This is a genomic window from Mesorhizobium shangrilense (assembly GCF_028826155.1).
Lineage (GTDB): Bacteria > Pseudomonadota > Alphaproteobacteria > Rhizobiales > Rhizobiaceae > Arvimicrobium > Arvimicrobium flavum.
Genome location: NZ_JAQGPN010000001.1, coordinates 3999277 through 4011998, shown reverse-complemented (window position 1 = coordinate 4011998; position 12722 = coordinate 3999277). Strand labels below are relative to the sequence as shown.

At 65.4% G+C, this 12722-nt stretch carries 12 protein-coding genes; 3 read left to right on the top strand and 9 right to left on the bottom strand.

What is annotated here, in order from left to right; all coding sequences use genetic code 11:
• Window positions 1-29 precede the first annotated feature (29 nt).
• Complete coding sequence (locus PD284_RS19405; RefSeq protein ID WP_274629777.1) at window positions 30-638, top strand: YqgE/AlgH family protein; 609 nt, start codon at window positions 30-32, stop codon at window positions 636-638.
• Window positions 639-650: 12 nt separating this feature from the next.
• Here the strand turns inward: PD284_RS19405 and PD284_RS19400 are convergent, their stop codons facing one another.
• The 4 genes from PD284_RS19400 to thrC form a co-directional block, all read right to left on the bottom strand.
• Window positions 651-3482 carry an EAL domain-containing protein gene (locus PD284_RS19400; RefSeq protein WP_274630705.1) on the bottom strand — a complete coding sequence of 944 codons (2832 nt, stop codon included), beginning with the start codon at window positions 3480-3482 and terminating at the stop codon, window positions 651-653.
• Between the two features lie 70 nt (window positions 3483-3552).
• Window positions 3553-4137, bottom strand: a complete 585-nt coding sequence (locus PD284_RS19395; RefSeq protein WP_274629776.1) for a GNAT family N-acetyltransferase — start codon at window positions 4135-4137, stop codon at window positions 3553-3555.
• A 21-nt stretch (window positions 4138-4158) separates the two neighbouring features.
• On the bottom strand, window positions 4159-5451 hold the full coding sequence (locus PD284_RS19390; RefSeq protein ID WP_274629775.1) for a M16 family metallopeptidase: 1293 nt from the start codon (window positions 5449-5451) through the stop codon (window positions 4159-4161).
• A 14-nt stretch (window positions 5452-5465) separates the two neighbouring features.
• Window positions 5466-6860 carry a threonine synthase gene (gene thrC / locus PD284_RS19385; RefSeq protein WP_274630704.1) on the bottom strand — a complete coding sequence of 465 codons (1395 nt, stop codon included), beginning with the start codon at window positions 6858-6860 and terminating at the stop codon, window positions 5466-5468.
• Between the two features lie 148 nt (window positions 6861-7008).
• Here thrC and PD284_RS19380 point away from each other — a divergent pair, with 148 nt between their 5' ends.
• A complete protein-coding gene (locus tag PD284_RS19380; protein WP_338036667.1) occupies window positions 7009-7572 on the top strand; it encodes a hypothetical protein in 564 nt (187 codons plus the stop codon).
• Window positions 7573-7616: 44 nt separating this feature from the next.
• Here PD284_RS19380 and PD284_RS19375 read toward each other — a convergent pair whose 3' ends face one another.
• Window positions 7617-8306, bottom strand: a complete 690-nt coding sequence (locus PD284_RS19375) for an HAD family hydrolase (RefSeq protein WP_274629773.1) — start codon at window positions 8304-8306, stop codon at window positions 7617-7619.
• Window positions 8307-8478: 172 nt separating this feature from the next.
• On the opposite strand from PD284_RS19375, the gene PD284_RS19370 reads away from it, so the two are divergent.
• A complete protein-coding gene (locus PD284_RS19370) occupies window positions 8479-9612 on the top strand; it encodes a site-specific DNA-methyltransferase (protein ID WP_274629772.1) in 1134 nt (377 codons plus the stop codon).
• A 23-nt stretch (window positions 9613-9635) separates the two neighbouring features.
• On the opposite strand, the gene PD284_RS19365 is transcribed toward PD284_RS19370, so the two are convergent.
• Genes PD284_RS19365 through mutY form a run of 4 tightly spaced genes read right to left on the bottom strand, consistent with a single transcriptional unit; the run spans window position 9636 to window position 12722 of the window.
• Window positions 9636-10577 carry a serine hydrolase domain-containing protein gene (locus PD284_RS19365; RefSeq protein ID WP_274629771.1) on the bottom strand — a complete coding sequence of 314 codons (942 nt, stop codon included), beginning with the start codon at window positions 10575-10577 and terminating at the stop codon, window positions 9636-9638.
• Between the two features lie 44 nt (window positions 10578-10621).
• Window positions 10622-11023 (bottom strand): nuclear transport factor 2 family protein, encoded by a 402-nt coding sequence (locus tag PD284_RS19360; protein ID WP_274629770.1) that lies wholly within the window; start codon window positions 11021-11023, stop codon window positions 10622-10624.
• Window positions 11020-11631, bottom strand: coding sequence for an HAD family hydrolase (locus PD284_RS19355; RefSeq protein WP_274629769.1), 612 nt, complete (start codon window positions 11629-11631; stop codon window positions 11020-11022). The genes PD284_RS19360 and PD284_RS19355 overlap by 4 nt, the downstream gene beginning before the upstream one ends.
• The gene (gene mutY, locus PD284_RS19350; RefSeq protein WP_274629768.1) at window positions 11628-12722 is read right to left on the bottom strand and encodes an A/G-specific adenine glycosylase; all 1095 of its coding nucleotides are present in this window, start codon (window positions 12720-12722) and stop codon (window positions 11628-11630) included. The genes PD284_RS19355 and mutY overlap by 4 nt, the downstream gene beginning before the upstream one ends.

Here is a 12722-nt window from a genome sequence, read left to right as displayed (position 1 = left end):
CGCCGACGGAAACGCGTTACGTTTGCGTCATGGATCTGTTGCGGCGAAAGACCTCGGCGGGCGCCCGGGGTTTTCTGGACGACCACTTCCTCATCGCCATGCCCGGCATGAAGGATGACCGCTTCGCTCGCTCTGTGATCTACGTCTGCGCGCATAGTGAAGAAGGCGCCATGGGGCTGATCATCAACCAGGCCCAGAAGATGCGGTTCCCCGATCTCATCGTGCAACTCGGCATCATGAAAGAGCACGAGGTGATCCGGCTCCCGGCCACGGCGCGCGATTTCGTCGTGCGAAACGGCGGCCCTGTCGACCGCAGCCGCGGTTTTGTCCTTCACTCCGACGATTATCGCGTGGAATCCTCGCTGCCCGTATCCGAGGAGATCTGCCTCACCGCCACCGTGGACATTTTGCGGGCCATCTCGACCGGGCGCGGCCCGCGTCACGCGCTGATGGCTCTGGGCTATGCCGGTTGGGGCGCCGGGCAGCTTGAGAGCGAGATCGCCGAGAACGGCTGGCTGACGTGCCCCGCCGACATGGGCATGCTGTTCGACGCAGACATCGAGCGCAAATACGACCGCATCCTCGCTTCGATCGGCATCGATCTGGCGCATCTCAGCGTTTCCGCCGGCCACGCCTGACCTCAACCGTCCTCATGTATCTGCCGGCTGATACTGGTCTTTCAGCAGCTTCAATGCTGCGTCGGCGTTGATCGGCGCGCCGAACAGGAAGCTCTGGCCGTATTCGCAGCCCATCTGCCTGAGTTCGAGCGCATCGTTCTCGTCGGCGACGCCCTCAACGACCACGGATAGGCCGAGTTCATGCGCCATGTTCACCATGGACCGCACCAGCACGGTGCGCTTGGGCGTCTTGTCGTCCAGAAAGCTCTTGTCGATCTTGATCGTGTCGAAGGGGAAGCGGGTCAGGTAGGAGAGCGACGAATAGCCGGTCCCGAAATCGTCGAGGGAGAGGCCGATCCCGAGCTTCTTGAGGCGGTTGAGTACGTGTGTCGCCTGCTCCGGGTTCTCCATCACCAAAGACTCGGTTAGCTCAAGGCGGAAGCTCCGCGGCTTCAGGTTGGCGCGCGCCACGACCGAGCGGACGTCGCTGACGAGGTCGCGGCGCAGCAGTTGCCGGCTGGACAGGTTGACGGAGAGGAACAGCGGCACGTCGGTCGTCTGCTTCTGCCAGAGGGCCAGGTCCTCAGCCCCCTGCTGCATGGCGAAGAGGCCGAGCTGAACGATGAGACCGCAGTTCTCCGCCACGGGAATGAAGTCTGACGGCGGGATCATGCCGCGGCGCGGATGCTCCCAGCGCAGCAGCGCCTCGAAGCCGGCGACGGTCCGGTCCTCGAGCCGGACGATCGGCTGGTAGGCCAGCGTGATCTCCTTGCGCTCCACGGCCCGGCGCAGGTCGGATTCGAGCTGCAGCCGGTCGGTGCCGACGGTGCGGAACGCCGGCCGGAACGGCTCGATCCTGTCGCCGCCGAAGCGCTTCGCCTGGTGCATGGCGAGCTCGGCGTCCTTCACCAGCTCCTCCGCCGTCGAGCCTGCAGCGGTCCAGCTGATCAGGCCGATCGAGGCGGTGAGGACGATCTCGCGCTTGGCAAAGGTGATCGGGGTCTGGATCGCCTTCTTGACCGCCTCGGCGACGCTGGCGATGCGGGCCGGATCCTGCTCGGAGAGCAGCATCAGAGCGAACTGGTCGCCGCCCATCCGGCACAGTGAATCACGCGGCTTCAGCAGCCGGTGCAGGCGCCGGGCGATGGTAAGCAGGATGGTGTCGCCAGCCGAGATGCCAAGGCCGTCATTGACCTGTTTGAAGCGGTCGATGTCGATGACGAAGATCGTCGGCCGGACCGTGTCTTCCGACCTGGCGATGGAGACCACCGCGTCAAGCCGGTTCATGAACAGCTCGCGGCTCGGCAGACCGGTCAAGTTGTCGTGCACGGCATCGTGCAGCAGACGCTCCTCGGCCTTCTTCTGCTCGGTGACGTCGACCAGCGTGCCGACGCAGCGGATGACCTCGCCGTCGGAGCCGACGACTGGCCGCGCCCGCAGCGCGAACCAGTGGTAATGCCCGTCGGAGCCGCGCAGCCGGAAGTTCTGGGCGACCTTGCCGCGCCTGTGTTCGAGCACGACGTCGAGGGTGGTGCGGAAGGTGTCGCGGTCGTCCGTGTGGAGGACCGGCAGCCAGTTGCGCGCCGGGCCGCCCAGACTGTTCGGCGCCAAGCCCAGCTGCACGCTGATGTCCGGCCGGGTGACGACGCGGTCGCGCACCACGTCCCAGTCCCACACGGTGTCTCCGGAGCCGACGATCGCCAGCGCCTGGCGTTCGAGATCGCTGAACAGGCCGTGGTTGAGCGCGCCGCCGGCAAAGGCGTGCTGCATCACGGTGAAGCCGATCAAAAGGATAATCAGAACCAGGCCGCCGCCCAGCGCCGGCTGGACGATGTCGTTGTCGAGCGAGCCCGTGATGGCGAGCCACGACCCGAGCACCCAGACCATGACCATCATCCAGCTGGGGATGAGCATCACGGCGCGGTCGTAGCTGCGGATGCCGAGATAGACGATGAGCATCAGGCCGATGACGGCGGTGCCCGCGAACGAGACGCGCGCCAATCCCGCCGCCACGGCCGGATCGATGACGGCCACGCCGGCGATGGCCAGGAGACCGAGCACCCAGACCACCGCGCCGTAGCTGAAATGGCCGTGCCATCGATTGAGATTGAGATAGGCGAACAGGAACACCACTAGCGATCCCGCAAGCGCCACCTCCGTGCCAGCCCGCCAGATCTGCTCGCTGCCGGGCGAAATGGCGATCAACTTGTTGAGGAAGCCGAAGTCGACGCTGATATACGCCAGCACCGCCCAGGCGAGTGCCGCCGTTGCCGGGAACATCGAGGTGCCCTTGACGACGAAAAGGATGGTCAGGAACAGCGCCAGCAGGCCGGCGATGCCGATGACGATGCCGCGGTACAGCGTATAGGAGTTGACCGTGTCCTTGTAGGATTCCGGGTCCCACAGGTAGACCTGCGGCAGCTTAGGCGACGCGAGTTCGGCGACGAACGTGATCACCGTGCCCGGGTTGAGCGTGACCAGGAAGACGTCGGAATCCGGGCTCGCCTGGCGGTCGAGCGCAAAGCCCTCGCTGGGCGTGATCGCCGCGATGCGGCTGGCGCCGAGGTCGGGCCAGAAGAGGCCGGATCCTACCAGCCGGAAGTGCGGAGTGACGATCAGCCGGTCGAGCTGCTGGTCCGTGGTGTTGGCCAGGGCGAATACCGCCCAGTCGCCGCTCGAACGATCCTTGTTCGCTTCCACCTCGATGCGGCGCACGATGCCGTCGGGGCCGGGCGCGGTGGACACCTGGAAGTTCTCGCCCTGGTTCCGGTGGATCTCGAGGGCGCCGGAAAGGTCGAGCGCAACGTCGTCCCGCGAGATCTTGATCGCCTCGACGGCTGAGGCCCCGCCGGCCGTCAAGATCATGGCGAGCAGCGTCAGGAGAAAGAGGGAGACGAGTGCGGGTCGTTTGTGCGGCGTCAAGAAAGGGTCTCTTTCATCTCCCGCGAGCATCGGTCGCGATCAGCGAGTAAAGGTAGTGATCCTGCCAGGCCCCGTTGATGCGTAGATAGGATCGGAGCAGTCCTTCGCGCTGAAATCCGGCTTTTTCAAGCACGCGAACAGATCGCGTATTGTCGGGGATACAGGCTGCCTCGACGCGATGCAACCGAAGCGTCTCGAACGCATGCCGCGTCAGAAGCCGCAGGCCCTCAAGCATGAGGCCTTGTCCAGCATAGCGCTCGCCGATCCAATAGCCGATCTGGCCGCTCTGCGACACTCCGTGGCGGATGTTGCCGAGGGTTATCCCGCCGACCAGTTTTCCACCGAAGTTCTCGATGAGGAAGAAGGGTACGGCATACCCGCGCGCAAAATCCTCGCGGTACTTGTTGAGGCGGTGGCGCCAGGCGGCGCGTTCCAGCTCGTCCGGCGCCCAGCGCGGTTCCCAGGGCTCCAGGAAAGCCCGGCTTTCGGCGCGTAGGGCTGCCCATTCCTGATAGTCCCCGCGGACCGGGAGGCGCAGCGTGACGCGCTCTCCGCGCAGGCATGGAGCATCCCGCCTGACAAAGGGGAGCGCCAGCATGGCCGCGCCGCTGCCCTGGGCTTAGACCGCCAGCTTCTGCTCGGCGGGCGCGTATTGCGGCAACGACGCGCTGATGCGGTCGTAGGAGGCAAGCGAGCCGACGGGGCCGATGGCCGCGATCGTGGGCGTGGTGGAGAAAAGACGCTGCGAGAGATCCGTCAGCCGTTCGGTCGTCAGCTTCGAAAGCCGGTCGACCAGCTCTTCACGGGGGATCGGGCGGCCGAACAGCAGCAGCTGCCTGGCGATCTGCGATGCGCGGCTGGCCGGGCTTTCGGCCGACATCACCAGTCCCGCATGGTACTGCGCACGGGCGCGGTCGAGTTCCTCCGGAAGGATCGTCTCGCCGGAGCGGCGCAGTTCCTCTACGATCACCGGCACCAGCTTGCCGATGTCGCTCTCGCCGGTGGCTGCATGGACGCCGAAGATGCCGGTGTCCGAAAAACCCCAGTGGAAGGCGTAGACCGAGTAGCACAGGCCGCGCTTTTCACGGATTTCCTGGAACAGGCGGGACGACATGCCGCCTCCGAGGATCATCGACAGCACCTGCGAGGCATAGAAGTCCCGCACGTGGTAGGCGCGGCCTTCGAAGCCGAGCACGATCTGCGCGTCCATCAGGTCGCGGTCCTCGCGGAAGTCGCCGCCGAAATAGCTTGCCGGCTGTGGCGCGACGTTGTCGGAGGTGGCGCGGAAGCCGCCGAGCCGCTTCTCGACCTCCCGCACGAAGGTGTCATGGTCGACATCGCCGGCGGCCACCACCACCATGCGATCGGCCCCGTACTGCCGCTCCATATAGGAATGCAGCTGTCGCGACGTAAACGAGCGCACGGTTTCCGGCGTGCCCAGGATCGAGCGCCCGATCGGCTGGTGCCTGAAGGCCGTTTCGGTGAAACGGTCGAAGACGATGTCGTCAGGAGTGTCGTGCGCTGCGCCGATCTCCTGGAGGATGACGTGCTGCTCGCGCTCGAGTTCGGCGGGGTCGAAATTCGAATCGGTGAGGATGTCGGCCAGCAGGTCGATCGCCAGCGGCAGGTCCTTGCTCAGTACGCGGGCGAAGAACGACGTCGTCTCCACGCTCGTCGCCGCGTTGATCTCCCCGCCGACATTCTCGATCTGCGAGGCGATCTGGAATGCGGTGCGGCTGCCGGTCCCCTTGAACGCCATGTGCTCGAGGAGATGCGCGATCCCGTGTTCGTCGTCGCGCTCGTTGCGCGCGCCCGACTTGACCCACACGCCGAGGGCGACGGATTCAACGCTGGGCAGGGTTTCAGTGGCGACCGTCAGGCCGTTCGACAGACGGCTTACCTCTACACCCATCTAGCTACTTCTCCTTAGAGCGCCGCGCGCGACAGGCGGCCAATGTACTCTTCGACCTTTTGGAGGTCGGAGGGGAGCACTGTGAACTTTTCGTGACGTTCCATCAAGTCCGCCAACCATTCGGGCAGTCGGGGTTTCACGCCGCTTGCTGCCTCCACCGCGTCGGGAAACTTCGCGGGGTGCGCAGTTCCGAGCACGATCATGGGCGTTCTTTGGTCGGCCGCTTCGGATACATGCACGGCGGTCGCGGTATGCGGGTCGAGCAGGTAGCCGCTGGATTTCAGCGTCGTCGCGATGGTCGCGGCCGTTTCCGCCATGGTCGCACGCCCGGCGTCGAATTCGCGCCGGATGGTCTCGACCGCGCCGTCTTCGATGCGGAAGCCGCCCGACTGCTTGAGCCCGGCCATGTAGCGCCGCACAGTCGCCGCGTCCCGCTTCGACGCCTCGAACAGCAGCCGCTCGAAGTTGGACGAGATCTGGATGTCCATCGACGGGGAAGTCGTCGCGACCACGCCCTCCATCCGGTACTCGCCGGTCGCCAGCGTGCGCGCCAGGATGTCGTTGTCGTTGGTGGCGATCGCCAGCCGCTCGATCGGCAATCCCATGCGCTTGGCCGCGTAGCCGGCGAAGATGTCGCCGAAATTGCCGGTGGGCACGGTGAACGACACCGGCCGGTCCGGCGCGCCGAGCGAGACAGCCGAGGTGAAGTAGTAGACGATCTGGGCCATGATCCGCGCCCAGTTGATCGAATTCACGCCCGACAGCGACATGCGATCGCGGAAGCGATGATCGTTGAACATGTCCTTCACGAGGCTTTGGCAGTCGTCGAAGTTGCCTTCGATCGCCAGTGCGTGAACGTTGCCCGCCGCTTGCGTGGTCATCTGGCGCTGCTGCACCGGCGATACGCGCCCGTGCGGAAACAGGATGAAGATATCGGTGCGGTCGCGCCCGGCGAAGGCCTCGATCGCCGCCCCGCCGGTGTCGCCCGAGGTCGCACCGACAATGGTCGCCCGCTCGCCGCGTTCGGCCAGGATGTGGTCCATCAGCCTCGCCAGCAGCTGCATGGCGACGTCCTTGAAGGCGAGCGTCGGCCCGTGGAAGAGCTCGAGAACGAAGCGGTTCGCGTCGATCTGCACCAGGGGGCAGACGGCGTCATGGCGGAACGTGGCGTAGGCCTCGCGGACGAGGCGTTCGAACACCGAAGCGGAAACCTCGCCGCCGAGAAAGGGCGTCAGGATGCGGATCGCGGCGTCGGCATAGGAGAGACCGCGCAAGCCGCGTATGTCGGCGGCGCTGAACGTGGGCCATTCTTCAGGGACGTAGAGCCCGCCGTCGCGCGCGAGACCCGCAAGCACTGCGTCCGAGAAGCCGAGGGCGGGGGCTTCGCCCCGTGTGCTGACGTAACGTATCATTGGTCTTTCATGGGCTTAGGCGACAGACTTGTGGCCAGTTCGTGGAAAACGCGGGTCAGTCAGTCGCATTTTTGCCGCCCGGTTGCTATAGAGCGCCTTCGTTGCCAAGGGGGGATTTTTCAGCTTGAGGTTCATGAGGTCACGCTTGCCCGATCGCCGTTTTCTGCCGCTCGCTGCTCTTTCGGGCATTATCTTGGGCGTTGCGGGCTGCCAGTCCGGCGACAGCGCCGGTGCACTGGCCGTCGGCGACGGCGCCAAGCCCGCCGAGCAGAAGGTCACCGAGGCCGAGTTGCGCGCCTATTGCCCGCGCGTCACCTTGCGCGACGGCACCGCCTACTTCAACAACTACGCGAAAGGCGGGGACGGGGACGCCACGAAGGTCGTCCATCAGGCTTCGATCGGCGAGGTGACGCGCACCTGCACGACGAGCGCTGACGGCGCCATGACGATGAACGTCGCCGTCGCCGGCAGGGTCGTGCCCGGTCCGGCCTTCTCGCCGGGTTCCATCAACATGCCGATCCGCATCGTGGTGACGCACGGCGACGACGTCCTTTACTCGCAGTTGCACAGGCATCAGGTCAGCGTGTCCGACGGCTCGGCGGCCACCCAGTTCGTCTTCAACGATCCGAACGTCTCGTTCGTGCTGCCCGCGGACCGGCGCGTCCAGGTCTTCGCCGGCTACGACGAGGGGCCGCCGAAGCGTCAGTGACGCCGGCATCGCTCCGTTGAGGCGAGCGCCGTCCCGCACGGTGCTCAGGCAATCTCCGACCAGCTCGCGAGCGCGCCGAGCACGCCCTTGAGTTCCGCCCAGCGGCGGATGACGGTTTCGGCCCCGGCCTCCATCAGGAGGTCGCCGTGGCCCGGGTAGCTGTGCGAGCCGCCCGTGAAGCCGATGACGCGCATGCCAGCGGCCTTGGCGCCGTGGATGCCATGTACTGAATCCTCGATCGCGAAGGTGCGGCGCGGGTCTGCCTTCATCTTCTCGGCGGCGAAGAGGAACACGTCGGGCGCGGGCTTCGGCTTGGCCGTCGGTGTCTCCAGCGCGGCGAAGATGTCGGCGCCGAAGAGCGGCTTGATGCCGGTCTTGGTCAGCATCATGTCGAGCATGTCGCTGCGTGAATTCGAGCAGATGCAGCGCTTGGTCTCGACGGCGGCGACGGCCTCGTGGACGCCTTCGATCGCCTGCACGCTGCGACGCAGCTCGCGCTCCATCTCGGTTCTGGCCTGTTCGATCAGCGTGGCCTGGAAGGGCATGTCCGCTTCCTTCTCCACGCGCAGCAGGATGTCGCGGAAGGTCAGGCCGGCATAGGTCTCCGAGATCTCGGCAGCACTAATGGGATAGCCCGCCTTGGTGATCAGGTCGGCCTCGACCCGCGCGGCGATAACCTCTGAATCGACGAGCACGCCGTCGCAGTCGAAAATAACGAGATCGATGTCGTCCATGGAAATCCGGTGAAGATTGGCGGCCTCGGGGAGGAGTTGCCGCGGGAAACAAGGCCGGCCCATTACACCATCGGCACCCGAACCGCAAATTTCAGGCCGGCTTCACCGATTGTTTACGCTGATCGGTAACCATAACGGCTCGTAAACAGTAACGCGTGCTCCGGGTTGTGCCATGTCTGCCTTGCGTCTCGCCGACGACGATTTCCTTGTGTCTCCAAAAGCCGAGTGGATGGATACCATCCTGAAAGGGGACTGCGTCGCGGCCCTCAACCGGCTTCCGGAAAAGTCGGTAGACATCGTCTTCGCCGACCCGCCCTACAATCTGCAGCTCGATGGCGATCTGCACCGCCCCGACCAGTCCAAGGTCGACGCGGTCGACGACCACTGGGACCAGTTCGATAGTTTCCAGGCCTATGATGCGTTCACTCGCGCCTGGCTGCTCGCCGCCCGCCGCGTGCTGAAGCCGAACGGCACCATCTGGGTGATCGGCTCGTACCACAACATCTTCCGCGTTGGCGCGATCATGCAGGATCTCGGCTACTGGATCCTCAACGACGTGGTCTGGCGCAAGACCAATCCGATGCCGAATTTTCGCGGGCGTCGCTTCCAGAACGCGCACGAGACGATGATCTGGGCTTCGCGCGACCGCGACGCCAAGGGATACACCTTCAACTACGACGCCATGAAGGCGGCCAATGACGACGTGCAGATGCGTTCGGACTGGCTGTTCCCGATATGCACGGGGGGCGAGCGCCTGCGTGACGCCAATGGCGACAAGCTGCACCCGACCCAGAAGCCGGAGGCGCTGCTGGCGCGCGTGATGCTCGCCTCCAGCAAGCCCGGCGACGTGATCCTCGATCCATTCTTTGGTTCCGGCACCACGGGCGCCGTCGCCAAGCGCCTGGGCCGCCACTTCATCGGCGTCGAGCGCGAGCAGGCTTATATCGACGCCGCCACCGCACGCATTGCGGCAGTACAGCCGCTCGGTGCGGCTGAACTGAGCGTCATGTCGGGCAAGCGCGCCGAACCGCGCGTGGCGTTCGGCAGCCTAGTGGATTCAGGCCTGATCGCGCCGGGCACGACACTCTACGATTCGCGCAAGCGCTGGGCGGCCAAGGTTCGCGCCGACGGCACGCTCGCGACCGGCACCTCGGCTGGCTCGATCCATCGTCTCGGCGCCCAAGTGCAGGGCCTCGAGGCCTGCAACGGCTGGACCTTCTGGCACTACGAGCGCAATGGCGGCCTGACCGCGATCGACGAGTTGCGCCGGATCGCGCGGCTCGGCATGGAGCGGGCAGGGGCCTGAGCCGGGCCGCCCGCCGGACATCATCATCGGGCGGCAGGTGCGCGCCGAGCAATCGATACGGTTTCGAATTCGGCCAGTCCTTCATCGTCGCCATCGGTGAAGGCCGCGACCACGATCGGATCCGCCGCGTCGGGGAAGTGATAGACAGCGTTGACGCAGCCCGGGCCGCCGCCCGAATGTCCGATCGCGCGGCCCGCAGCGCCCATCCTGCCCGACATCAGGCCCAGCCCGTAACCGGTGCCGGTCCATGGCCTGCCGGGCGGCGCATCGCCCAATTCATGTGCCGCGACCATTGTGTGTAACGTGTCGGGCCGCAGGATCCGTTCGCCGAGGCAGGCGTGAAGCACCCTGGCCGCATCCATCGGAGTGCCGATCAGGCAGCCGTGGTAGACCCATCTAGGGTCATATGTGCGAAGGGCGGGCCAGAAAATCTGTCGGAAGTCGGCAGGTTTTGTCGCGAGACTTGCTGAAACGGCCTCTGACGGCTCAAGCACGAAAACGCGGAGAGCTGTCGCAAGGTCGAGTCCGCTGGCGTCCTCAATGGCGTCGCCAACGAACAGATAGCCTATGTTGCTGTAGGCCCAGCCCGTTCCGGGTGAGAAGTCGAGCCGGTCTGCACCCGCGGCCTCCAGGAGATGCGCCCGAGACCAGGCTGCGTCGTTCCGGGCGACAGCGTCATGGTAGGCGTTCAGGGAGCCGTAGTCCGGCACTCCGGCCCGATGCTGCAGAAGTTGCCTTAGGGTAAAGGTTTTCCCGGGCCTTGGCGTATCCAGGTCGAGGCGCTTGTCCTCCACGAGGCGCAGCGCGCATATCGCCAGCGCCGTCTTGGTAAAACTCCACCACGGGAACAGGCCGGCAGGTGAGCCCGAGAAGCCCTCGCTGCCGTCACTGCTGATCCAGGCGGTGTGGAATACCCTGTCCTCTCGCATGGGTGAGAGGAATACGGACGGCGCTATCGGATGCAAGGGCTTTCGGGAGAGGTTCGCGGAGCCCGGAAAGCCGGTCGCGACTATGCCGCGGTGTCCGGCGTCCGGTCCCTGACGATGATCTTCTCGATGAAACCGTCGCGGTCGAGGAAGGCGGTCTTCTCTCCGTGGCGCTCGATCTTCCGGCCGTTCCTGGCGCTCGTCGCGGTCACCTTCCAGACGGACCGGACGGCGCGATCCGAGATGGCCTCGATCTCGAAGTCCTCTGCGGCATGGTCGCCGAACTCGGCGAAATAGGTGCGGATGCCGCTCAGCACCGCTTCGCGGCCTTCGTGCACGCCGATCCCGTCGGAAATGTAGACGACGGTGTCCGTCAGGAAGGTCTCGATCGCTTCGAAGTCCTGCGCCGCAAGTGCTGCGTGGTAGCGCGCGACGATGTCGACGATGCCGGGCTCGGCCGCCCGCATGGTTGCGGAAATGCTCATGCTCTTATTCCATGTTCTGCCAGCGCGTCCTCGAGCGCGGCGGGGTTGGTGAACCGGATTGCCCGCCAGCCCGCATCCCGTGCGGCATCGACGTTTTTAGGATTGTCGTCGATGAACAGTGTTGCGGCAGGGTCCAGGTCGAACGCCTTGGCGTGATGCTCGTAGATCGCCGGCTCCGGCTTGATCAGCTTGATCATGCCGGACACCGTCACGCCCCGTGGCCGATCGAGGAACGCAAAGCGTCCGCGCGCCTCGACGAAGGTATCCGCAGCCCAGTTGGTGAGCATCGTCACGTCGTGGCCGGCATCGATCAGCCTGTCCATCAGCGCGACGGAACCGTCGATCGGATGGGGAAGCATCTCGTGCCAGTAGCGGCGGAAGTTGCGGATGTTCTCTTCGTGCTCCGGGTAGTCGGCGATCAGCAGCGCCTCGGCTTCCTCCCACGTCCGCCCGCGGTCCTGTTCTATGTTCCAGTCGTGCGTGCAGACATTCTCGAAGAACCACTTGCGTTCCGCCGGATCGGGGATGAAGCGAAGGAACGGGAGGTTCGGATCGTAGTGGATCAGCACCATGCCGATGTCGAAGACGATATGGCGGATGTCGGTCATCTGTGTCTCGGGCCGGAGTTCTTGCGCGTTGCGCCGGGAAGAACTGCCTCGATAGCCTTTTTCATCACGGTCGGCAAAGCCTCGCCGGGAAGATCAGATGGTGCAGACCACCATGTCCCGGGCGGAGGGGTGTGGCCGTCCATATCGGAACGAAAGACGTCCAGTTCCAGTGAAAAATGCGTGAAAACGTGGACAATTTGTCCCGCAAAGGTCCAATTTCCCGCAAAAGGCGCAGCTTTTGCGGTGGTCTCGCCGTCCGCGCGTGCCGTCCAGCCAGTGCCGGGCACCTCCGTCATGCCGCCGAGCAACCCGCTTTCCGCTCGCTTCCGGAGCAGCACCGCGCCGTCCGCCCGCACCGCCACGAAGGCTGCGCCCCGGCGTGTCGGCCGCTCGGCCTTGACCGTCTTCACCGGGAATCTCTCCGGGTCCCCGCCTGCCAGCGCCGCGCAGTCGTCGCGGATCGGGCACATCATGCAGGCCGGCCGCTTCGGCGAGCAGATCGTCGCGCCGAGGTCCATCATCGCCTGCGCGAAGTCTCCAGGCCTGTCCACCGGCACGAGCGTTTCCACGAGCGCGCGGATCTGCGGCTTGCTCTCGCTCACCGGGCGATCGATGGCGAAGACCCGCGACATCACCCGCTCGACATTGCCGTCCACCACCGCGGCGGGGCGGCCGAAGGCGATCGCCGCGATCGCGGCCGCCGTGTAGGGACCGATGCCCGGGAGTGTGCGCAGCCCTTCCTCGCTCGACGGAAATAACCCAGCATGGGTGGTCGCGACTGCTTCGGCGCATTTCTTGAGGTTCCGCGCCCGTGAATAGTAGCCGAGGCCGGCCCAGGCCTTCATCACGTCTTCCTGCTCGGATGCGGCCAGCGTGCCGACTGTCGGCCAGGTCTCGACGAAGGTCCGAAAATAGGGCTTCACCGCCTCGACGGTCGTCTGCTGGAGCATGACCTCCGAAAGCCAGACACGGTAGGGGTCGGGCCTTACGCCGGCGGCGATCCGGTCAGGCGGGACGCGCCACGGGAGATAGCGGTGGTGGCGGTCGTACCAGGCGAGCAGGCGGGACGGGAGCGAACGGCAGGTGGCCAT

Coding starts and splice junctions, on each gene's coding strand:
- PD284_RS19395 (WP_274629776.1), bottom strand. CDS start 4,137: ATGCTGGCGCTCCCCTTTGTCAGGCGGGATGCTCCATGCCTGCGCGGA.
- PD284_RS19360 (WP_274629770.1), bottom strand. CDS start 11,023: ATGAGCATTTCCGCAACCATGCGGGCGGCCGAGCCCGGCATCGTCGAC.
- PD284_RS19375 (WP_274629773.1), bottom strand. CDS start 8,306: ATGGACGACATCGATCTCGTTATTTTCGACTGCGACGGCGTGCTCGTC.
- PD284_RS19400 (WP_274630705.1), bottom strand. CDS start 3,482: ATGATCTTGACGGCCGGCGGGGCCTCAGCCGTCGAGGCGATCAAGATC.
- mutY (WP_274629768.1), bottom strand. CDS start 12,722: ATGGCCACCTGCCGTTCGCTCCCGTCCCGCCTGCTCGCCTGGTACGAC.
- PD284_RS19405 (WP_274629777.1), top strand. CDS start 30: ATGGATCTGTTGCGGCGAAAGACCTCGGCGGGCGCCCGGGGTTTTCTG.
- PD284_RS19355 (WP_274629769.1), bottom strand. CDS start 11,631: ATGACCGACATCCGCCATATCGTCTTCGACATCGGCATGGTGCTGATC.
- PD284_RS19390 (WP_274629775.1), bottom strand. CDS start 5,451: ATGGGTGTAGAGGTAAGCCGTCTGTCGAACGGCCTGACGGTCGCCACT.
- PD284_RS19370 (WP_274629772.1), top strand. CDS start 8,479: ATGTCTGCCTTGCGTCTCGCCGACGACGATTTCCTTGTGTCTCCAAAA.